The organism is Gordonia sp. CPCC 205333, assembly GCF_048537885.1.
Taxonomy (GTDB): Bacteria; Actinomycetota; Actinomycetes; order Mycobacteriales; family Mycobacteriaceae; genus Gordonia.
Genome location: NZ_JBCLVI010000004.1, coordinates 641,043 through 661,325, shown reverse-complemented (window position 1 = coordinate 661,325; position 20,283 = coordinate 641,043). Strand labels below are relative to the sequence as shown.

At 63.3% G+C, this 20,283-nt stretch carries 20 protein-coding genes; 11 read left to right on the top strand and 9 right to left on the bottom strand.

Translation table 11 applies throughout. The features are described 5' to 3' along the window. Positions 1-94 precede the first annotated feature (94 nt). Entirely contained in the window at positions 95-514 is a 420-nt protein-coding gene (locus tag AAFP29_RS17610; RefSeq protein ID WP_419218770.1) for a cold-shock protein, read from the top strand. A 35-nt stretch (positions 515-549) separates the two neighbouring features. On the opposite strand, the gene AAFP29_RS17605 is transcribed toward AAFP29_RS17610, so the two are convergent. Then, positions 550-1,083, bottom strand: coding sequence for a DUF2771 family protein (locus AAFP29_RS17605; protein ID WP_419218683.1), 534 nt, complete (start codon positions 1,081-1,083; stop codon positions 550-552). Continuing rightward, positions 1,080-2,999, bottom strand: coding sequence for an MFS transporter (locus tag AAFP29_RS17600; RefSeq protein ID WP_419218682.1), 1,920 nt, complete (start codon positions 2,997-2,999; stop codon positions 1,080-1,082). Before AAFP29_RS17600 ends, AAFP29_RS17605 begins: the two co-directional genes overlap by 4 nt. A gap of 123 nt (positions 3,000-3,122) precedes the next feature. On the opposite strand from AAFP29_RS17600, the gene AAFP29_RS17595 reads away from it, so the two are divergent. From AAFP29_RS17595 to AAFP29_RS17580, 4 genes are read left to right on the top strand one after another with little or no spacing between them, the layout of a single operon-like run. Next, complete coding sequence (locus tag AAFP29_RS17595) at positions 3,123-3,893, top strand: DUF3027 domain-containing protein (RefSeq protein ID WP_419218769.1); 771 nt, start codon at positions 3,123-3,125, stop codon at positions 3,891-3,893. Between the two features lie 9 nt (positions 3,894-3,902). Next, positions 3,903-6,728, top strand: a complete 2,826-nt coding sequence (locus AAFP29_RS17590) for a sacsin N-terminal ATP-binding-like domain-containing protein (protein WP_419218681.1) — start codon at positions 3,903-3,905, stop codon at positions 6,726-6,728. Positions 6,729-6,754: 26 nt separating this feature from the next. Next, entirely contained in the window at positions 6,755-7,900 is a 1,146-nt protein-coding gene (locus AAFP29_RS17585; RefSeq protein ID WP_419218680.1) for an acyl-CoA dehydrogenase family protein, read from the top strand. Between the two features lie 12 nt (positions 7,901-7,912). Beyond that, complete coding sequence (locus AAFP29_RS17580; RefSeq protein ID WP_419218679.1) at positions 7,913-8,488, top strand: phosphatase PAP2 family protein; 576 nt, start codon at positions 7,913-7,915, stop codon at positions 8,486-8,488. Positions 8,489-8,491: 3 nt separating this feature from the next. On the opposite strand, the gene AAFP29_RS17575 is transcribed toward AAFP29_RS17580, so the two are convergent. Beyond that, positions 8,492-8,743 (bottom strand): DUF2530 domain-containing protein, encoded by a 252-nt coding sequence (locus AAFP29_RS17575; RefSeq protein ID WP_419218678.1) that lies wholly within the window; start codon positions 8,741-8,743, stop codon positions 8,492-8,494. Positions 8,744-8,765: 22 nt separating this feature from the next. On the opposite strand from AAFP29_RS17575, the gene AAFP29_RS17570 reads away from it, so the two are divergent. Both AAFP29_RS17570 and AAFP29_RS17565 read left to right on the top strand, forming a co-directional pair. Then, positions 8,766-10,250: an NCS2 family permease gene (locus tag AAFP29_RS17570; RefSeq protein WP_419218677.1), complete on the top strand. Its 1,485-nt coding sequence runs from the start codon at positions 8,766-8,768 to the stop codon at positions 10,248-10,250. A gap of 87 nt (positions 10,251-10,337) precedes the next feature. Next, positions 10,338-10,847, top strand: a complete 510-nt coding sequence (locus AAFP29_RS17565) for a MarR family winged helix-turn-helix transcriptional regulator (protein ID WP_419218676.1) — start codon at positions 10,338-10,340, stop codon at positions 10,845-10,847. A 14-nt stretch (positions 10,848-10,861) separates the two neighbouring features. Here AAFP29_RS17565 and AAFP29_RS17560 read toward each other — a convergent pair whose 3' ends face one another. Further along, entirely contained in the window at positions 10,862-12,073 is a 1,212-nt protein-coding gene (locus tag AAFP29_RS17560) for a GNAT family N-acetyltransferase (RefSeq protein ID WP_419218675.1), read from the bottom strand. A 55-nt stretch (positions 12,074-12,128) separates the two neighbouring features. Between AAFP29_RS17560 and AAFP29_RS17555 the strand changes: the two genes are divergently transcribed. The 4 genes from AAFP29_RS17555 (at position 12,129) to AAFP29_RS17540 (ending at position 16,034) form a co-directional block, all read left to right on the top strand. Continuing rightward, on the top strand, positions 12,129-13,001 hold the full coding sequence (locus AAFP29_RS17555; RefSeq protein WP_419218674.1) for a TrmH family RNA methyltransferase: 873 nt from the start codon (positions 12,129-12,131) through the stop codon (positions 12,999-13,001). Between the two features lie 92 nt (positions 13,002-13,093). Next, positions 13,094-13,396 (top strand): DUF2537 domain-containing protein, encoded by a 303-nt coding sequence (locus AAFP29_RS17550; protein WP_419218673.1) that lies wholly within the window; start codon positions 13,094-13,096, stop codon positions 13,394-13,396. 45 nt (positions 13,397-13,441) lie between these two features. Then, positions 13,442-15,265, top strand: coding sequence for an ABC transporter substrate-binding protein/permease (locus AAFP29_RS17545; RefSeq protein WP_419218672.1), 1,824 nt, complete (start codon positions 13,442-13,444; stop codon positions 15,263-15,265). A 4-nt stretch (positions 15,266-15,269) separates the two neighbouring features. Further along, positions 15,270-16,034, top strand: coding sequence for an amino acid ABC transporter ATP-binding protein (locus AAFP29_RS17540; protein WP_419218671.1), 765 nt, complete (start codon positions 15,270-15,272; stop codon positions 16,032-16,034). Positions 16,035-16,040: 6 nt separating this feature from the next. Here AAFP29_RS17540 and AAFP29_RS17535 read toward each other — a convergent pair whose 3' ends face one another. From AAFP29_RS17535 to AAFP29_RS17515, 5 genes are all read right to left on the bottom strand, one after another. Beyond that, on the bottom strand, positions 16,041-16,880 hold the full coding sequence (locus tag AAFP29_RS17535; protein ID WP_419218670.1) for a DUF6928 family protein: 840 nt from the start codon (positions 16,878-16,880) through the stop codon (positions 16,041-16,043). Between the two features lie 11 nt (positions 16,881-16,891). Beyond that, entirely contained in the window at positions 16,892-17,899 is a 1,008-nt protein-coding gene (sepH, locus tag AAFP29_RS17530) for a septation protein SepH (protein ID WP_419218669.1), read from the bottom strand. 134 nt (positions 17,900-18,033) lie between these two features. Further along, positions 18,034-19,164: a phosphoserine transaminase gene (serC, locus tag AAFP29_RS17525; RefSeq protein ID WP_419218668.1), complete on the bottom strand. Its 1,131-nt coding sequence runs from the start codon at positions 19,162-19,164 to the stop codon at positions 18,034-18,036. A gap of 36 nt (positions 19,165-19,200) precedes the next feature. Beyond that, a complete protein-coding gene (locus AAFP29_RS17520) occupies positions 19,201-19,596 on the bottom strand; it encodes a hypothetical protein (protein WP_419218667.1) in 396 nt (131 codons plus the stop codon). Positions 19,597-19,600: 4 nt separating this feature from the next. Beyond that, positions 19,601-20,122, bottom strand: a complete 522-nt coding sequence (locus AAFP29_RS17515) for a hypothetical protein (RefSeq protein ID WP_419218666.1) — start codon at positions 20,120-20,122, stop codon at positions 19,601-19,603. Positions 20,123-20,283 lie beyond the last annotated feature (161 nt).

The window sequence follows — 20,283 nt, the reverse complement described above, 5'->3', positions numbered from 1 at the left end:
GCTCATTGTCATGGGTCAGGGCGCGTTTGTCGTGAAGGTCCCGCAGGCCAATTGAACTGCGGGAGTGATCAAGCACAGATTAAGGGTGAGCACAGTGCCTACCGGCAAGGTGAAGTGGTACGACACGGACAAGGGTTTCGGCTTCTTGTCGCAGCAAGACGGCGAGGACGTATACGTCCGCTCGTCGGCGTTGCCGGAGGGTGTTGACGGGTTAAAGCCCGGTCAGCGCGTTGAGTTCGGGATGGCGGCGGGCCGTCGTGGACCGCAGGCACTCACCGTGACGATTCTGGAGTCGGCGCCCAGCGTCGTCAAGAACAGTCGCGACGCCGCGCGCAAAGAAGCTGCGGTCAAGCGGCATTCGCCAGACGAATTGCACGGCATGGTCGCGGATCTGATCACGCTCTTCGAGAGCAAGGTGCAGCCTGACCTTCGGCAGGGCCGCTACCCGGATCGCAAGACGGCACAACGTATTTCCGAGGTGGTGCGGGCCGTGGCCCGCGAACTCGAACACTAGGCATCGAATAGACCCGATACCGACCGTCGAGCAGATTACTGTTCGGCGGTCGGTCTCTTTGGCGTGGTATCGGCGGCGAGGAACCCGCGGACCACGAATCCCTGCGGGCTCTCGATCGCCGACGGCGCCTGCACTTCGATATTGATCAAGGTGCGTTCAACCGTCGATCGCAGTGCAACGGTGAATTGCGTATTACTGGGGTAGATGGGCTCATCGCGCACGATGCCGTTGGGTGTGTAGTACTCGGCGATCAATGCCCACGGGCTGTCCGCGATATCCGCCGATACCGAAACGAGCGCCGTTTGCCCGACGTTGACCGGTACATGTGACTTTGTCCGGGTCGCCTTGCTACGTAGTGGCGGATCGCAGTCACGCATCAGGACATCGCACCAGACGATCGGATACACCCGCGTCAACTCGTCGCCGACGGCGATCTGCAGATAGGGCCGGTGATCAGATTCGGTCTGATGTGCCAACAGTGCCGCACCGCCGACGACGATCGCACCGAACAGCGCGACGACGGCCGCGAGAATAGCCAGGATCTTCTTTTCTGCGGCGGTGAAATTCACGATCGTCCTCGATGTGGCGGTAGGTCTGTCGGCCCGGGCTGGTGCGCGCGCGTCGGTGCCGACGTCGGGCCGGGGTGGCGAGCAGGGGTATCGCCAGCCACGCGCTGATGTGGAGCCTCCGGCGGTCGGGGCGCCTGCGTGCGAGCGCGCTGCACATGCGGCGGTAGGTCGATGCCGCCGGTCGGCTGCGCGATGTCGGGACGCTTACCGCCGAATCCGGGGATCATCGTGCTTCCCCTGGTGGTCAGCACCGTCTGCAAAAGTCCGATTGCCAACAATACGGCGACCACACCGAAGCCGACTTTCAGGTTCGACGGCAGGAGTACGCCAAGGGAAGCGCCAAGCACCCAGGACAATTGCAGGACCGTCTCGGACCGTCCGAACGCGGAGGCCCGCGACTCTTCGGGGAGATCGGTCTGGATCGATGAATCCAGACATACCTTGCCGATCGCACTGGTTCCCGATGCGACCAATGCCGCGACAGCAGCGACCACCACGCTGCCGAAAACTGTTGCGAGGACAGTCACCGCGAAACACGATGCCGTTGCCCACACGACGATGGCCGGCGGATTCTTGAGTTGTAGTCGGGTGCCGACTCCATTGCCGATGAGATTGCCAACGCCGGCCGCGCCGCCCACCGCGCCGAGCATGAGCAGCTGAGCCCAACTGGAGTCGCCACTCTGATTGGATTTCGCATAGAACGCGATGAACAACGTCAGGAATCCGGTAAGTATTCGGATGGTGCCGTTACCCCATAGTCCGGCGACGACTTTGCGGCCGAGTGGCTGGCGCATCGTTCGCGCAATCGCATTGGCGGTGAGCTTTGTCTTGCCCTCGCCGGTACCGGTCCGTTGTCGGGGTGCTGTCGCGGCAGGTTCACCGTGGTAGGTGATCGTCGTGGGGATCTCGCCCTCGGTGCTCTCTACCCATTTGGGGATCCGCATACACAGGTACGCGCCGGCGCAGGCGACGACCGCCAGCCACAGCAATGCGCCGGGAATGTGGATCGGCAGTGCCTTGGCCAGCAATAATTCGAAGATTCCGGCAACCGCGCCGCCAATGAGGGTGCCGCCGATCAAGCCGAATGTGGTCAGTCGGGAGTTGACGCGCACGAGGTCGATGGTCGGCGGCAAAACACGGGGTGTGACCGCAGATTTCAGCACACCGAACGATTTGGATAGCACCAGCAGGCCAAGTGCGCAGGGGTAGAGCACCCACGGGTCGTAGGACACCTGACCGCTGACGCTGTCCCAGGTGTAATTCGAGATGATGAGCAGGGCGAGTATTACTCGGACACCGAACGTTGCTGCCATCGCGATCCGACGACCGTGCTGCAGCTTGTCCAGTAGTGGGCCGATCAGCGGCGCGATCAGCGCGAATGGCGCGATGGTGAGCAGTAGATATAGCCCGACGCCGGTTTTGGATTCACCCGATGCCGCGGCGAAGAACAGGGTGTTGGCCAGCGCAACCGTCATCGCGGCGTCGACCGCGGCATTCGCGATGACCGGCAGGGTCAGCGCGGTCAGCCCGGACCGATCCGCGCCGTCCGCGGTCACCGCCTGATGAATCTTGCCGATACCCCGGTTAGTCAGTTCACGACCGCGGGCAGCGGCGACGCGGGTGACCGTGATCTTCTTTGGCCCGCCCGCCGCGCTCTGCTTGGCGGTGTTCGGCATTGCCGGCGTCGAATGAACCTGTTCGGTGGTCTCATCGAGCGGCGGCAGGTGCGGATTATGCGTTCGCGGCGTGCGGTAGGCGTTGCGATCAGATGGCGAACGACGCTCGGCCGCGTCATGTTCGGCCGGAGCCGGACGACGCCCACGGGTGGCACGCGTCGGGGCGTCCGGCGGATAGTTCGCCGCTCCCGGATGCTGATTGGGCCGTCCCCGCCCATTGCGTGCGTTCACAGAAGTCAATTGTTCCCTATTCCACTGACAAGGGGGCGTTGCCCCACGGTTCCCCGGCGATCCGATGGTGCGATCGGCAGGTGCGATGTGCCTTTCCCGGGCGGATATTGCACACTGGATGGCGTGAGTTCTGTGTTGGAGAATGACCGGTTGAGCGCGGCTGTCGATGTTGCGCGCGATGCGCTGATCGCCGACGGCCAACGGCCGGGAGACCATCTCGCGTCGACGGTCGAGGGGGACTGCGCTGTCGCCCACTACTTCGCCGCCGATGTTCCGGGGTATCAGGGCTGGCAGTGGTGTGTCGTGGTGGCCGGTGTTCCCGGCTCCGACGACGTCACGGTCAGCGAGGTCGCACTCCTACCCAGCGACGGTGCGCTGCTCGCGCCGAGTTGGATTCCGTGGATCGAGCGCATCCGGTCCGGCGATATGTCGCCAGGTGATCTGCTCGCCGCGCCGGCCGACGATCCGCGATTGGTGCCCAATCAGATCGATAGCGGCGACGAATTCCGGTTCGAGTCCGAGCAGACCGATCCTGACGATATCGCTTCTGTCGCCGGTGAACTCGGCTTGGGTCGCAAGCGAGTACTCAGCGCGGCCGGTCGTGCCGACACCGCGCAACGCTGGTTCGACGGTGGCTTCGGTCCCCATTCGGAGATGGCGACCTCGGCTCGTTACCACTGTGCCAGTTGTGGGTTCTACGCACCGCTGGCCGGCTCGCTGCGCGCGGCGTTCGGTGCGTGTACCAATGAGTACGCCGCTGACGGACATATCGTCTCGGCCGAATACGGTTGTGGCGCACATTCGGATGTCGTCGGCCCGTCCGGCGAGGGTTCGCCTGCTTTCGACGCATATGATGACGGCGTAGTCGAGATCGTCGCCGATGCCACAGCCGGCGCGTCCTAGCGTCGTCGGGTGGCCGACTCCGCGCTAGCTGCCGACCCGTTTGGCCTTGCGGCACTTCGGGATTCAACCCTGTCGGCCTGGCGTTCCTCACCGACCCGCCTCGCGGAAGATAGTGCGACCGAGCATGATCTGGTAGCTATCGGCTATCGCGATCGGTTGTTTATCGAACTGGCGGCGAACGCCGCCGATGCCGCGACCGCCGCGGGTATCGAAGGGCGAGTGAGCGTTTGGCTCGACGATGAGCGCACCCTGGTCGTCGCCAACACGGGCGAGGCGCTGAGTGCGCAGGGCGTCGCCTCACTACTCGCCGTGCGAGTATCGCCGAAACATTCCCAGAATAGGGATTCCGCGGCAGTGGTCGGGCGCTTCGGCGTCGGGTTCTCGGCGGTCGCCACTGTCGCCGACACGGTTGAAATACGTTCGGGCAGTGGATCGATCGTCTTCGACCGACGACGTGCCGCGCGTGGTGCCGACGCCGCGGACGCTCCCTTACTGCGAATGGCCTGGCCGATCGATACGCACCCGCCCGCTGGGTTCGACACCGCAGTGGTACTGCGCCTCCGCGACGACGTCGATGCCGCGGTATTACTCAACGCTATGTCGTCGAGTGTTGCCGATCTACTGCTGGAACTTCCTGCGCTGGAACAGATCTCGGTGGGGGATCGGACCGTTATCCGACGCCGGATCACTCTGGCGAGCGGAATTGATGAGATCATACTTGATGCGGGACAAGGGGATACGCGACACTGGCTCCAGTCAACGGCGCCGCCCGACCAGACCGATGGCGCACCGGGCACCCGTTGGCTGATCGAAATCGTCGACGATGTGCCTCATCCCTACGTCAATGACTTTCTGCGCGCGCCAACTGAGACCGACATCGAATTGTCGTTGCCGGCCCGATGTATCGCCTCGGTCGCGGTCACACCGGATCGTCGGCAGTTGTATCCGGGGACTGATATCGGCGTGGCCGCAGCGGGTTTCGTTGAGTTGGTTCGTGCGATCGGGCCGGCGCATCGAGCGCTGCTCATACCTGCCGGAGGACTCGCCCGCAATGACATCGATGCGGCATTGCGCGACGCGATCACCACCGCACTGCGAGCGAAACGGTGGGTGCCGCGGGCGCATGTCGCCGACGGTGAGGATCTCGACATCGCCGGCGCGGTGGCATTGGTATTCCCCGATATGTCAACCGATCTGGGCGATCTGATCGGGCAGGTCCTCGCTGACCTCGTCGCCCCCGAACTGTCCGAGACCCGCTTGTTGGCGCGGCTGCGTACGGTTGGTGCCACCGCGATCTCGCTCGCCGATCTGGCGGCCGAACTCGCGTCGGTACAACAGGCGCCGGGCTGGTGGCAGCGAGTGTATGAGGCGCTGTCGCCGTATGTCAGCTCCGCGCACGACGTCGAAGAACTCGGCGCCCTGCCTATTCCGCGTTCCGATGGGCGGATGAATTTCGGTGCGCGCGGCCTGTTTCTGTCGGCGCCTGGGGTGGCGGGCGGCAGCTGGTTGCCAACCGTCGATGACGCTGCGGTCCATCCGCTGCTGGAAAGGTTAGGGGCACTGCCGGTTTCGGTATCAGAGATGTTGTCAGCGGATTCGCTGCGCAGTGCGGTCGAGGCCCTCGACGACGCCTTCGACGACGTGGACTTTGATGACACCGCCGATCTGCTGGCCGCCGATGTGTTGGCGCTGATCGCCGCAGACCCCGCTGCCGACATCCCGAAATGGCTGGCGGGCCTACCGATTCGCGATGCCGACGGCGAACTGGCGAGAGCTGACGAACTGCTCTTGCCGGATAGTCCACTGGCCCAAGTGCTGGTGGCCGATTCACCCTTCGGGATGGTCGACGAGGAACTTGTCGCTCGACACGGCGTCGAGGCTCTGCGACGACTCGGCGTCGGGTGGGGGTTCTGTCTACTCCACGACGACCTGCCGACCGGCCCTGACCATGATCTGCCTGATGAAGATCGCTGGTGGGACGAATTGGCGGCACCTCCCGCCGAACTGTGGGCGGTCCGTGATCTAGATCTGGTGGCCGAGGACCGCTGGCGCGATGCGTTGCGATTGTTGGCGGCCGACCCGGATATCGCGGCGACTTTGGTGGACGCTGACGGCTACACCTGTTGGTGGCTAAGAACTTTCGCCCGGATTGATGGTCGCAAGTTGGCGTGCTGGCGTGCGCCGGGGGAGGTCGACCTCGACGAAGTCCTCGATGTGCTCGATCACCCGAACGCCGACTCGTTCGCTAGCGCGTTGGCGCAGGTACCGGTGCACGCGAAGGCTACCGCGCTCGCCATCGTCGAAGCCCTCGGCGATCGTACGCGAACGATTTCTCCCGGGAAGTCAATCGGAGCGTATTCGGCTCTGGCACAAGCGCTTTACGATGGGATCGTCACTATCGACGATCTGGCCGAGCTGTCCGATCCGGGTGCCGTGCGCGCCTTTGACGGAACGGTCGTGGGAGAGACCGCACTGGTCGTCGATCAGCCGTGGTTGCTTCAGGTCGCGCCGCCGACGGGTGTGGTCGTGGTCGGCATTCCGGTGGAGCCGACGGCTGCGGAGGCGATCGCCGATGCCTTCGACCTGCGGCTGGCGTCGGAGGGACTCGACACGGAGATCGCCGAGCCGGGGACGGTCGCCACCTGGTCATCCAGTGTCGAGGCACTGTCGTTCGCCGCCCAACGAAGTCAACCGGTCCTGCGTGGCGAGGTGCGGTTGCATGATCGCCTGACGGTGCGGGTTCGTGATGACGATTCCACCCGTGACGTCGACGTTTCCTGGTGGATCGACAGCGCGGGGGTGACACATCTCCAGCGCTTTACTATGATGTCCTAGTTAATTCAAACTAACTGGAGGCCGGGATGCCCGTTGAACGCCTACTTCCCAGCGACGAAGCACACGCACTGATCGAGTTGACCCGCGACATCGCCGACAAGCGAATGGCACCGATCGTCGACGCACATGAAAAATCCGAGACCTATCCCGAGGGGCTGTTCGCCGAACTCGGCGCCGCTGGACTGTTGGGCCTGCCATACCCAACCGAATGGGACGGCGGGGGGCAAAGCTACGAGGTGTACCTACAGGTTCTGGAGGAATTGGGCGCGCGTTGGGCTGCCGTCGCGGTGGCGGTCAGCGTGCACGGGTTGGCCTGTCACCCATTGTTCTCCTTCGGAACCGATGAGCAGAAGCAGCGATGGCTGCCGGATATGTTGAATGGCAAGCTGATTGGCGCGTACAGCCTGTCCGAGCCGCAAGCGGGCTCGGACGCGGCCGCAGTGGCGTGCAAGGCTACCGCCGTCGAGGGCGGCTACTCGATCAACGGCACCAAGGCGTGGATCACCCACGGCGGCATTGCTGATCAGTACAACGTGTTCGCGCGGACCGGCGAGGCGCGGTCGTCTAAGGGGGTGTCGTGCTTCCTCGTCGCTCGCGACACCGAAGGACTGTCCTTCGGCAAACCCGAGGAGAAGATGGGGCTGCATGCGGTACCGACGACGTCGGCGACCTATGAGAATGCGTTCATCTCGGCAGATCGCCTGCTCGGATCTGAAGGTGACGGGTTGCGAATCGCCTTCTCCGCCTTGGATTCCGGCCGTCTGGGTATCGCCGCGGTGGCAACCGGGATCGCGCAATCGGCCCTGGACGAGGCAGTCGCATATGCGAAGGAGCGAGAAGCTTTCGGCCGCAAGATCATCGACCATCAGGGCTTGAGCTTTCTGCTCGCCGACATGGCTGCCGCCGTCGACTCCGCGCGCGCCACCTACCTCGACGCCGCCCGCCGCCGCGACGCGGGGATGGACTACTCGCGAGCCGCGGCCACCGCGAAACTCGTTGCCACCGACGCCGCGATGAAAGTGACAACCGATGCGGTGCAGGTACTCGGCGGCTACGGCTATACCCGCGACTTCCGCGTCGAACGGCTGATGCGTGAGGCGAAGATCACCCAGATCTTCGAGGGCACCAATCAGATTCAGCGTCTGGTCATCGGACGATCGCTGGCGAAGTGATTCGGTGACCGCGTGATCCTCGAACAGACCAGCGTCGACGTCGACGTATACCGATGGGTGACCGAACGACGCGGGGAACCGTGGATCACCTTGTCACATACGGTGACTTTCCTGGGCAACACGATTCCGTTGACGATCATCGTCGTAGCGGTCGTCATCGGATTGTCGATCCGGCGTCACTACGCGACGGCGGTTCTCGTCGGCGCGGGATCACTATCGGGATATCTGCTGATGGTCGCGCTCAAGGCGATCTTCGGCCGCGAGCGTCCGCCGGAACCCGACCGTCTCATCGATATCGGTAACCACTCGTTCCCGTCTGGACATTCGATGATGAGCGCGGTGTGTTATGGACTTTTCGCGGTAGCCGCGTTCCATCTGAGTAGTTGGGTGCGCGAACATCGGTGGATCATCGGCACCGCGCCGGCGCTCGCGGTGTTGATCGGTGTCAGTCGCATCTATCTCGGTGTCCATTGGCTGACCGATGTGCTGGCGGGCTGGGGCATCGGCGCACTCTGGGTGGCGCTGTGTCTGGTGATCTGGAGATGGTGGCGGTCGAGGCTGCCCGGCGGTGAAGCCGAACCGGTTTAGGGGCTACTCCAGGCCTTCCTGGGCGCCTTTCGAGCCGCGACGTGCTCCAGCGCGCTGAACGACGAAGATCGTCGTGCCGAGAACGCCAACCGCCAGGCCAACCCAGCAGACCCGTAACAGTCGCTCGTCACCGATGCCGGTCACCCATACGACGATAGTCGCGACCAGCCAACCGACCATTCCGAAGATGATCACCGGCTCCGGCGCGCGCAACGATGCCGGGAGTTGAGGTACCTGATCCGCTGCGTCGCTCATCGCATCAGGTTAACTTCTCTTCGTGGCAGATCAGCAGCCAGGCGAGCAGCCGGACACATCAGGGACGCAATCGGTCGGAGCGGTCGACCGCTATTTCAAGATCACCGAGCGAGGTTCGACACTCGCCCGTGAAGCGCGCGGCGGCGTCGTCACCTTCTTCACGATGGCCTATATCGTGGTGCTCAACCCGATCATCATCGGTGGTATCCCCGGCGAATCCAAGAACGCCGACGTGTTGGGCAATGTGCTGCCGCTGGCCCAGGTCGCGGCGGTCACGGCGTTGGTCGCCGGGGTGATGACGATCGTCTTCGGCTTGGTCGCGCGCTATCCCTTCGCCATCGCGACCGGTCTGGGCATCAACAGTCTGCTGGCGGTTTCGATTGCGCCACAGGTGACTTGGCCCGAGGCAATGGGTTTGGTGGTCGTCGACGGCATCATCATAGTGCTGTTGGCGGTTACTGGATTCCGGACCGCGGTGTTCAACGCGGTCCCCGATGAACTCAAAGCGGCCATCGCCGCCGGCATCGGCTGCTTTATCGCATTCATCGGGTTCGTCGACGCCGGATTCGTCAAGCGGATTCCGGACGCCGCGAAGACCACGGTGCCCGTCCAGTTGGGGATCGACAATTCAATCGCGACCTACCCGACGTTGATTTTCTGTATCGGCGTCTTGTTGATGGGTGTGCTGGTGGTGCGGAAGGTGCCCGGCGGCCTGTTGATCGGGATTGTGATCACCACGGTCATCTCGATCATCATCGAGGCGACTACCGGACTCGGATCGGGCGCCAAGAATCCGCACGGATGGAACCTGTCGGTTCCCGAATTGCCGAGTTCGTTGGGCAGTTTGCCGAATCTGAGCTTGGTCGGCGACGTTGATCTATTCGGCGCGTTTACGCGGATTGGTATGTTATCGGCTTCGGTGTTGGTCTTCGCGCTGGTGCTGTCGAATTTCTTCGATGCGATGGGCACGATGACCGGTTTGGGTAAGGAGGGTGGCCTGGCCGACGAGAAGGGCAACCTGCCGGGTATCGGAAAGGCTCTGGTGGTTGAGGGAACCGGCGCGATTGCCGGTGGTGTGGGGTCGGCATCGTCGAATACCGTCTTCGTGGAATCGGCCGCGGGTATCGCCGAAGGGGCGCGGACGGGTCTGGCCAATGTGGTGACCGGGGTGCTGTTCCTGATCGCGATGTTCTTCACGCCGCTATACGAGATCGTTCCGCTCGAGGCAGTCTCGCCAGCGCTCGTGATCGTCGGCGCGTTGATGATCGGGCAGGTCAGAAGCATCGACTTCACGAAATTTGAGTATGCGCTGCCGTCGTTCCTGACGATTGTGGCGATGCCGTTCACCTATTCGATCGCCAACGGAATCGGCCTGGGTTTCATCGCCTGGGTGGTGCTCGCGACGGCCAAGGGCAAGTGGCGGACGGTGCATCCGCTGCTCTGGGGAGTCGCATTGATCTTCGTGCTGTATTTTGTGCGAGGGCCAATTTCAGATTTACTAAACTAACGCCAGTGTAGTTCGTTTGGACCAAATTGGGACTGGCAGTCTCATGAAATATCGTAAGTTTGCCAAAACTTGATCTAGGCTAAGCAAGTGAACGAAGCATTGAGCAGTGTCGACGCCATTCCCGATGGAAGCCTCGCCGGCGACTTGTCGCTCGCAGTTGTTCGGTTCGCACGTCGGTTGCGAGGACGTCGAACGAGCGGATTGGTATCGCTGACGCAACTGTCGGCGCTGGCGACGCTGTATCAAGAAGGCCCGATGTCGCCGGGTGCGTTGGCAGCCGCCGAACGGGTGCAGCCACCGTCGATGACGCGTGTCATCGCCTCGCTAGCCGATCTCGGCATGGTCGAACGTCAGCCCCACCCGTCCGACGGCCGGCAGGCGATCGTCAACGTCTCGCCCGACGGCGTCGAGGTTGTCGCCGCGGAGTTCGCCGCTCGTAAAGAATGGCTCAGCGATCGCCTCGACGAGCTGAACCCCGCCGACCGCGAAACTTTGCGCAAAGCCGTCGGGATTATCGGCACCATCATCACCGGCGAGGACAATCAGGGCCCGGTGCGGGCGGTGCGCCAACCTGCCACCCACCGGTCGGGTATCTAGCCGGGGCATATGCTCTAGAAGAAGGTCCCGGTTGACGGGATGCGCTCGGTGGCGAACGCGGCATCGAGCGACCGAATCGCGTCGATGCTTCCGCGGATCCGTCCGGCCCGTGCGAAATCCGCCGCGCGGTAGCCGCCGAAATAGAGGCTGCCGAGAGTCGGCAATGACAACGTGACATCGGCGCTGGCGTCCGACCGCGTGACGGTAGCTTTGCCGCCGTCGACGGCAACGGCGAATCGTCCGCCGGCCGAACCGAATTCATCGGTCACTTCGAGGATCAGACTAAGGTCGGCGGCGTAGCGTCGGCCGCTCAACGCGGCGATGACATCGAGAATATGTACCCAGACGGTGTCATCGCGTGCGACCGTTCGGACAGATCGAAAATCACTGAGCTTCCAGGGAAGCGGATCGTCGGTCACCAAGTCGACGTTCACCGTGCTGGTGCGGTCCAGGTTCGTCAGCACTCGCCATAGGGCGGTGTGGGCGTCGTCGGTCACGGTGACAATCTCAATGACCTCGACTTCAGGAATACCGTCACCCCGGTGTAGGCGGTACATCGCATAGCCGTCGGCGTGCATGAGATAGAACATTTGCGTGTGGTCGGGCCGACGTTCGGCCGGGCGGTCGGCGAAAATCGGTGTCCACCAGCCGGATACCCGCGTGATCGCCCCTGGGTGCTGCGCCGCCCAGCGACGATGGATCTCTGGAATCAGTTGGGCGGCTTGCTCGGTCGTGCCGTAGAAGGTGCTGCCCCGGGAGGTGTCTTCGCCTCGCCAGCCCGCTCCGGTCGGCACTTTCACGTGATCGATGGTCGCTGCCACACCAAACCCGAAACGTTCGTAGATCGTTGCCTCGGTCGCGGTGAGGATCGCGAACGGATATCCCTCGGTACGCCATTGCTTGGTCAGGTCGGTGAGCATCATCCGCAGGATTCCTTGCCGTCGGTGCGTCGCGGCGACCGACACCCAAGTCAGTCCTGCGGCGGGTGTCGGCGTGCCGCCCGGCGGGGTGATCTGCATCCGGAAGTAGGTACTGAACCCGACTAGCGGAGCACCCGGAAGTGAACCGTCGCGCACCACCCGCATGGTGTCATTAGTCAGAAGTTTCGAAAGCTCTTCTCGCGCAGCATCATCGATAGGTGTTGTCATCGCGAATGCGCGAGCGTCGGCGACTAAGATGTCTTCCCAGTCGCCATCGGTCGCGGGACGCATAGTTAGCTCAGGCATATAACCCAGAGTATTGCCTCACTTCGCCCGCATGCCAACCAATTATTCTCATCCCATGAGTACTTCGCCTCGACTGGCGGTCACCGTCGTTGACGTCACCGACTCCGACGATCCACGCGTCGACGACTTCCGTGACCTCAACTCCGTCGATCGTCGCCCAGATCTGCCAGTTCTGCCCGGCGGTCGGATCGGCAAGGGACTTGTCATCGCCGAGGGGGTGTTAGTCGCGCAGCGCATGATCGCGTCGAGGTTCACGCCGCATGGATTTCTGGGAGTCGACAAGCGACTGCGCGAGTTATGCGCTCTCGACGGCGGCCTCGTGATCACCGACGACCCCGACGCTATCCCCTTCTATCGGGCGAATGCCGAGGTGATGGCAACGATCGTCGGGTTTCATCTCAATCGCGGGGTACTCGGTGTCGCCCGACGCCCCGAACCGCTCGATCCGGCCGAGATCATCGGCCGGGCCCGCACAATCGCGGTGCTCGAGGGGGTTAACGACCATGAGAATATCGGCAGTATCTTCCGTAACGGCGCGGGCCTGGGTGTTGACGCGGTGCTATTCGGTGCCGGCACCGCCGACCCGCTCTATCGGCGAAGCGTGCGGGTGTCGATGGGACATGTCTTGCTGGTGCCGTTCGCGATGTTGCCGGAGTGGCCGCGGGAGCTTGAACTACTGCGTGACAACGGATTTCAGACCATATCGCTAACACCCGATCCGGTGGCGGTGCCGCTGGCGCAGGCGGTCGACGCCGATCGGGTAGCCTTTCTCGTCGGCGCGGAAGGTCCTGGACTCAGCGAAACGGCTATGCGCGCCAGTGACATTCGGGCCCGCATCCCGATGAGTCGGGGTACCGACTCGCTGAATGTCGCGACGGCGGCGGCGATCTCGTTTTATGAGCGAGTGCGCGTCGTCGGCCGAGGATAGGCGGCATAGTGGGTGATCGAGGTCACAACGATCTGGCGACAATCGCGTTTCGTTCCTGCTCCATTGGCGTGAACTAGGGCACACTCGCACACGTGAGCCTGGAACTCGCGCGGGAATCAACAAGACGCGAACCCACACCCTGGGTGCTGGGGCTCACCGTCGCGGCCGTCATGCTCGTTTTCTCTGCGGGAGTATTACTCGGCATCTTCGAACTCGTCGATTCGATCAGTGAACTCGCCGCAGTCGCAGTGATCGCGATCGTCGCAATCGGTTTGGCGAGCACCCTATGGGAGCTCCGAGTCAAAGCGGTCTGGCGGTGGATCGCGTGGGGCACACTGCTCGGGTTGCTCGCCGGGTTCGGTTCTGCGGCGGTTTTGGCTTTTATGCACGGCTGAGCGAAAGTCGGCTTAAAGTGTCGCGCCCCGTTAGGGTCACTACCTATGGCTACCCGTGTGCCTCCAGCAGGCCCTGCGACGCCCCGTTCTCATCGGGCTCGTCGACTCGCAGTCCTTGCCGTAATCGTCTCGTTTTTCGCGGTGCTACTCGCCGGTTGCGGGTCGAGTGATGATGCGGCATCGACCGATCTCTGCGCGCCCCCCGGCGTCGGCTCGGCGGCTTCGGCTCCGACCAATTTGGACGCGGCGTCGGGAAATGCGGCCGAAGATAAATACACCACCCCAACGACCAAGCCGCTGGATCAGATCGACAAGAACGCACTTGGACTACTGACGTCGGGCAAACTGTCAGTTGGCACCCTGTCGGACGCGCCGCCGAGTATCTGCGTCGACTCCTCTGGACAATTCACCGGCTTCGACAATGAATTGCTCAAAGCCGTTGGTGCCAAACTTGGTCTGCAGGTTGAATTCTCCGGCACCGAGTTCGCGGGACTGCTTTCCCAGGTCGCCAACAAGCGATTCGACGTCGGATCGTCGTCGATCACCACCACCGACGATCGCCGAAAGACGGTCGGTTTCACCAACGGCTATGACTTCGGCTATTTCTCACTGGTCGCGCCGAATGGCGGAAATATCAAGGGTTTCGGCGACCTCAAGCCCGATGTGCGGATCGGCGTCGTCCAGGGCACGGTCCAAGACGACTATGTGCAGAACACGTTGCACTTGTCGGCGGTCAAATTCCCCGACTACGCCACCGCGTACGCGAATCTCAAGAGCGGCCAGATTGATGCGTGGGTCGCCCCATCGCAGCAGGCAGAGGGGGCGATCAAGCCCGGCGATCCCACCTCGATCGTGCAAAATACGTTCAGCGTCAACAACTTCGTCGGCTGGGCCGTGAACAAGGACAATCGAGCGTTGACTGACGCGCTCAACTCCGGACTCGACGCCGTCATCGCCGACGGCACGTACGCGAAGCTGTACTCGGATTGGGTTCCGCGGGTACTGCCCGAGGGCTGGAAACCAGGGTCTAAGGCGGCGCCCGCGCCGAAACTTCCCGACTTCGCGGCGATCGCGAAAACCAACGCGCAGAACACGACTGAGGAGGCCGCCGCGCCCAAGTCGACGTTCGAGCAACTCGGCGACACCTTCTTCAACTGGGAGCTCTATCGCAAGGCGTTGCCCGATCTGTTCAAGACCGGCTTGCCCAATACGCTGATTCTTGCGCTGGTGTCCGGGGTGCTGGGAACAGTCCTGGGCATGCTGCTCGCGGTAGCTGGCATCTCGCGGACACGATGGTTGCGGTGGCCGGCACGTATCTACACCGACATCTTCCGCGGCCTGCCCGCGGTGGTCATCATCTTGATCGTCGGTCTGGGCGTCGGACCGATCGTCAGCGGATTCACCGACAACAACCCGTATTGGCTTGGCGCGGTTGCACTTGCGCTGATGGCCGCCGCATATATCGGCGAGATATTCCGGTCCGGTATTCAGAGCGTTGAGTCGGGCCAACTGGAGGCATCGCGGGCCATCGGCTTCAGCTACCGCCAGTCGATGGCATTGGTCGTGATCCCGCAGGGCGTACGACGTGTACTGCCGGCGTTGATGAATCAGTTCATCGCGCTGATCAAGGATTCGTCGTTGATCTACTTCCTCGGTCTGCTGGTCACCCAGCGAGAACTATTCGCCGTCGGCCGGGACCTCAACGCGCAGACCGGAAACCTCTCGCCGCTGGTCGCCGCCGGTCTGGTCTATCTGGTCCTCACGATTCCGTTGACACACCTCGTCAACTACATCGACAAACGGTTGCGAACGGGCAAGCAGGAGACGCTAGCCCCCGTCGAAGCCGACCTCGTCGTCGAGAAGGGATGACGCAGTGCCTACCGATCAGAAGAAGAAGGCAACAGTCGCCAAAGAGTCAGTGTCATTGCAGGGCACCGGCCTTCACCTGGCATTCGGCCCGAATAAGGTGTTACGGGGCGTGGACATCAACGTTGATGCCGGCAAGACCACCACGGTAATCGGCCCGTCGGGATCGGGTAAGTCGACTTTGCTGCGAGTGCTCAATAGGTTGCATGAGCCGCAACAGGGCGACATCGTCGTCGATGGCCGTTCGGTACTCAACGACAATCCGGACGAATTGCGTCAGCGGATCGGAATGGTGTTCCAGCACTTCAACTTGTTCCCGCATCGCACCGTCGCGGAGAATATCGCGCTCGGTCCGCGCAAACTGCGCGGGTTGTCCAAGGATGAGGCGCGAGCACTCGCCATTGAGCAGCTCGAGACCGTTGGCCTTGCCGCCAAGGCAGATTCGCGGCCGGGGAATCTTTCCGGCGGTCAGCAGCAGCGCGTCGCGATCGCGCGGGCACTGGCAATGGCGCCACAGGTAATGTTCTTCGACGAGGCAACGTCGGCGCTCGACCCGGAATTGGTCAAGGGTGTCCTCGCGTTGATGGCCGACTTGGCATCCGGTGGAATGTCGATGATCGTGGTCACCCACGAAATGGGTTTCGCCCGAACTGTTTCCGACGACGTCGTGTTTATGGACCACGGCCAGGTCGTCGAATCTGGTACCCCGGAGAAGATCTTCGACGATGCGAGCAGTGAACGGCTCCAGCAGTTCCTGTCGCAGGTGTTGTAGGCGCTACTAGTCTTTGGAACCGAACCCGAAGTAGCGTCGGACTCGGCCGCCCTTTGGGGCCTCTCCCGAGGTTTCCGGGTCGCCGCCGTCGGCACCGTGGAATGCGGTCGCCAACTGGTTCGGGGGCGCCGACGTCGGCGCGGCCGTGGCTGGAGTGGCCGCGAGACTAGCCGCGTACGCACGCTCGTCGTCGCCAGACGGCTGGTAGCCGGCCGGATGAATAGCGAACGCGGTCACCGGAATTCGCGCCGGATCGACGTCATCGGCGACCGCGGGCGGAGTGAACCGGAACCCGAGCCATTCCCGATTGGCGTGCTCGGCGAGCTGCGCGGGATGAAATGGCAGTGCGAGGGGTTGGGGCGCAACGCCTTCGGCGTACTGCAGTGGATATTCACCGCCCCAGAACGGTGACTCGAACACGAACGGGAGCCCCGAATCCTCATATATGTCAATGGGATTCGCCGAGAAGCTGCGGCGCAGAACGCCGTCCTCCCAGCGTGCGAAGACGCCGATGGATTCGACCGGATCGGTGTGTAGCAACGTCGCAACCTTCGCCGGTGCGACCGACGCCACCGTCTTGGTTAGTGTCGACGGTTGCCGAGTGGCGAATAATGGACTCGCGATCACCGACGCGGATCCGAACGACCCGACGAAGGCATGCGAATCGTCTCCGGCCATCGCGGCGGCGAGGTTGGTCGCCGCGAGCGGGACGAGCGTAACGGAGTCACCGTATATACGGGCGGCAAGTTCGCGCGCCTGCGCGACGTCGTTATGAAGCGGCCCCCGCAGCAGCGCGGCGGGATCGTCATCGTCGATTAGCCATAGGGTCAGGGCGCGGTTAGACACAGACAATGACCTTAGCTGTTCGGGTTACTGCGGACTCCGAGAAGTACGTCTTCCCAAGCCGGGACGGACGGTTTGCGCTGCTTCCGACGCCGCGGCTTGGCCTCGTCGGCGGATTCGGTGCCTGTGTCGGCCTGCGCCGAGTCGGTGGTCCGATGATCGGCCTTCTCACCGACAACGCTGAAGCCGAGCTGCAACGTCTCCTCGGTTGATCCGCCGAACTCAGGGGATGGGTCGTCGGCGGACTCGGGAACCTCGTCTACGTCGTCGACAACCTGCGCATCGATGACATCTACGGACTCGCCAGTGTCATCCTCGCCGTGATGCCGCCCGACAACAGCGCCCGCATCGACGGTCACCGACTCGGCAACCGTTCGGGAATGCGCGGGCCGGGACATCTGCGGCACCGAGACGGGTGCGAGTCGACGTCGTTGAACCGCAACGGCTTCGGGGTCGGTCAGCTCGTCGGCGAGGTCATCGAGCGGGTCGGCAGTGCCGCCGTGCGCGCCCGGATGAAAACGCCAATGCGCATAGTTATCGGTGCGACCAACCTGCCATCGCACCTGGACCACCCAGAACCCGTCGTCGCCCTTCCAGGCGTCCCATTCGGTGGCGACGGCACTGTGACCGCGTGCCGCCAGGGCGGTATCCACTACCTCGCCGAGGGACGCAACCGCAGGTCCGTCTTCACGAATCGGATGAGCCAGCGAGGCCAGTTCGGCGGCCCGGGCGCGTTCGAGCAGGACTGGGTGAGCGAAACGTTCGACGCGATCCGGTGAGACCCCGGCGATCGCGGCGACTTCTTCGACGGTAGCCCCGGCGCGGATGCGAGCCTGAATCTCGCGGGGGCGCAGCGTCGATTCCATCTCTATCTGAATCTGTCCGAGCCGGGAAAGATCGCCGCGTGCGGCGGCTCGAAGGCGGTCGTCGGCACGAATGCGGAACTTCTCTTTCGTCTCATCGTCTTGTACCACGACGTGACCGCCGTCGGCTTCAACGCTGATGACGCGAAGTTCACGCATCTGCTCCTCCTGACGGTTTCGGATGACGCATTGCCGTCCACGGTAGTGCACATCCGTCGCGCACCACGATGCCGACACGCGGAAAACCGCAGTTCAGGCCTAGTCGGTGACGGAAGTTCCCAATGATACGCGAGTTACAGCTGACCGACGACGTAGTCGATGCTGGCCGTGAGCGCGCTGATGTCGTCGGGCTCGATCGCCGGGAACATGCCGATGCGCAACTGATTGCGACCGAGCTTGCGATACGGCTCGGTGTCGACCACGCCGTTGGCGCGCAACACCTTTGCCACCGCGGCGGCATCGACATCTTCGGAGAAGTCGATGGTGCCAACGACCTGACTGCGGTGCGCCTCGTCGACGAACGGCGTCGCGAATTCGCTCGCCTGAGCCCAGCTGTACAGGCGCGAGCTGGAGTCCGCGGTCCGTGCGGTGCACCAGTCGAGGCCACCATTGCCGTTCATCCACTGGATCTGGTTCGCGAAGAGCAACAGTGACGCGACGGCCGGGGTGTTGTAGGTCTGGTTCTTGCTGCTGTTGTCGACGGCGGTCGGCAGTGAGAGGAACTCGGGGCACCAACGGCCGGTGGCCGCGACCTCTTCGACGCGAGCCAAAGCCTTGGGGCTCATCAACGCGACCCAGATGCCGCCGTCGGACGCGAAGCATTTCTGCGGCGCGAAGTAGTAGACGTCAGCGTCGGCGATGTTGACCGGCAGACCGCCGGCGCCCGACGTCGCGTCGATGGCGACCAATGCGTCACCGGCGGCTGCGGGGCGTACGACCGGAACCGCGGCACCAGTCGAAGTCTCGTTGTGTGCCCAGCCGATCAGGTCGACGTCGGCGGCCTGCTCAGCGGTGATCGAAGCGGGGTCGGGCGCGGTGCCCGGATCGGTGGAGATGACGGTGGGGTCACCGAGGAACGGCGCCTTCTTGGCGACACTCGCGAACTTCGACGAGAACTCGCCGTAGGTCAGGTGCAGCGAGCGTTCTTTGATAAGACCGAATGCCGCGGCATCCCAGAAGGCGGTGGTGCCGCCGTTGGACAGTACGACCTCGTAACCGTCGGGTAGCGAGAACAGATCGGCGAGCCCGGACCGGATGTCGCCGACGACGTTCTTGACCGGTGCCTGGCGATGACTGGTGCCGAAAACCGATGCGCCGGTATCGACTAGCGATTGCAGTTGTTCCGGGCGGACTTTCGATGGGCCACAGCCAAAACGACCATCGGCGGGCAGGAGGTCGGCGGGGATAGTGATCGCGTCGGTCATGATTACAAAGTCTAGTGCTGTGCGGCGGGCCACTTGTCACTGCGGTCGCGGTGACAACCCGATAGGCGGTTCCGGCGCGAACCAGGTTTTCGCCGAGTCCCGGGTCCACAGCAGGATCGGGACCGCGATGGTGGCGATGATGCCGATGCCGGTGAGGATGAGCAGGGTGGCCGCGACGGTCGCGAAAATGGCGTAGCCCCGCCACCGGCTGCGCAGCAGCATGGCCCCGGCGATGACCGCCAGAAGCGCGGCGACCACCCCAACGAGAGCTCCCGCACGCGCACCGTAACTGGTGGTGGCGGCGGGATCGGTCGTGAGCATCCGCAGAACGCCACCGACAACGCCGATGACGACGAGCACTGTGCCAGCCGCGAGCACCGAGCCCGGAGGCATGTTGGCAGCGGCGACTTCACCCGAATCCGGCTCAGTCATCGGCTCAGCCCAGATACGGCGGCGGCACCTGCGGCTGCTGTGCGAACCAGGCCTTCGCCGAGTCCTGAGTCCACAGCAGAATCGGCACGGCGATGGTGGCGACAATGCCGATACACGTGAAGATGAGCAGTGCCGAGGCGACGGTTGCGGTAATAGCCGCGGCCTTCGATCGACTGGTCAGCAGCATGATGCCGCCGACGATCGCAAAGAGGGAGGCAAGTAATCCGACAATGCTGGCGATAGCGCCGCCAGCGGCTTCGGCGCCGGTGCCGTAGTCGGCCGTCGTGACGGCGAAGGCAACCACGCGAAGCAATCCGGCGATCACGCCGAATGCGATAAGCACGATGGCCGCTCCGATAACCGCCCCGGGCCGTTTGTCCACCGGCAAAGGCTGGCCGGGAACGAGATTGTTATAGCCGGGTTGCTGGTAGCCGACATTCGGATCGGCCGGCCAGTGGGGTTGCCCCGGAGTGTTCGTCGCGGGTTGGTCGTCTTTGTTCAACTCGTACGGATTCGGACCGGTCATACGGGCGCCCCCAATGTTTGCGATAGTCAGCTTCGCCGTAAGTCTAGCGGAGGTCGCGAGTGGGTTTGCGCCCTTGATGTGGTGTGAACGGCATGCGATGTACTTCGATCAGTTTCCTCGTCGGCGCGTGCCGTCCGGTGCGGGCGCGCCCCCGGGGGACG

Bases quoted from the DNA above. Each gene is read 5' to 3' on its own strand.
- AAFP29_RS17585 (WP_419218680.1), top strand. From the start codon at position 6,755: ATGCCCGTTGAACGCCTACTTCCCAGCGACGAAGCACACGCACTGATC.
- AAFP29_RS17575 (WP_419218678.1), bottom strand. From the start codon at position 8,743: ATGAGCGACGCAGCGGATCAGGTACCTCAACTCCCGGCATCGTTGCGC.
- AAFP29_RS17560 (WP_419218675.1), bottom strand. From the start codon at position 12,073: ATGCCTGAGCTAACTATGCGTCCCGCGACCGATGGCGACTGGGAAGAC.
- AAFP29_RS17555 (WP_419218674.1), top strand. From the start codon at position 12,129: ATGAGTACTTCGCCTCGACTGGCGGTCACCGTCGTTGACGTCACCGAC.
- AAFP29_RS17545 (WP_419218672.1), top strand. From the start codon at position 13,442: ATGGCTACCCGTGTGCCTCCAGCAGGCCCTGCGACGCCCCGTTCTCAT.
- sepH (WP_419218669.1), bottom strand. From the start codon at position 17,899: ATGCGTGAACTTCGCGTCATCAGCGTTGAAGCCGACGGCGGTCACGTC.
- serC (WP_419218668.1), bottom strand. From the start codon at position 19,164: ATGACCGACGCGATCACTATCCCCGCCGACCTCCTGCCCGCCGATGGT.
- AAFP29_RS17520 (WP_419218667.1), bottom strand. From the start codon at position 19,596: ATGACTGAGCCGGATTCGGGTGAAGTCGCCGCTGCCAACATGCCTCCG.
- AAFP29_RS17515 (WP_419218666.1), bottom strand. From the start codon at position 20,122: ATGACCGGTCCGAATCCGTACGAGTTGAACAAAGACGACCAACCCGCG.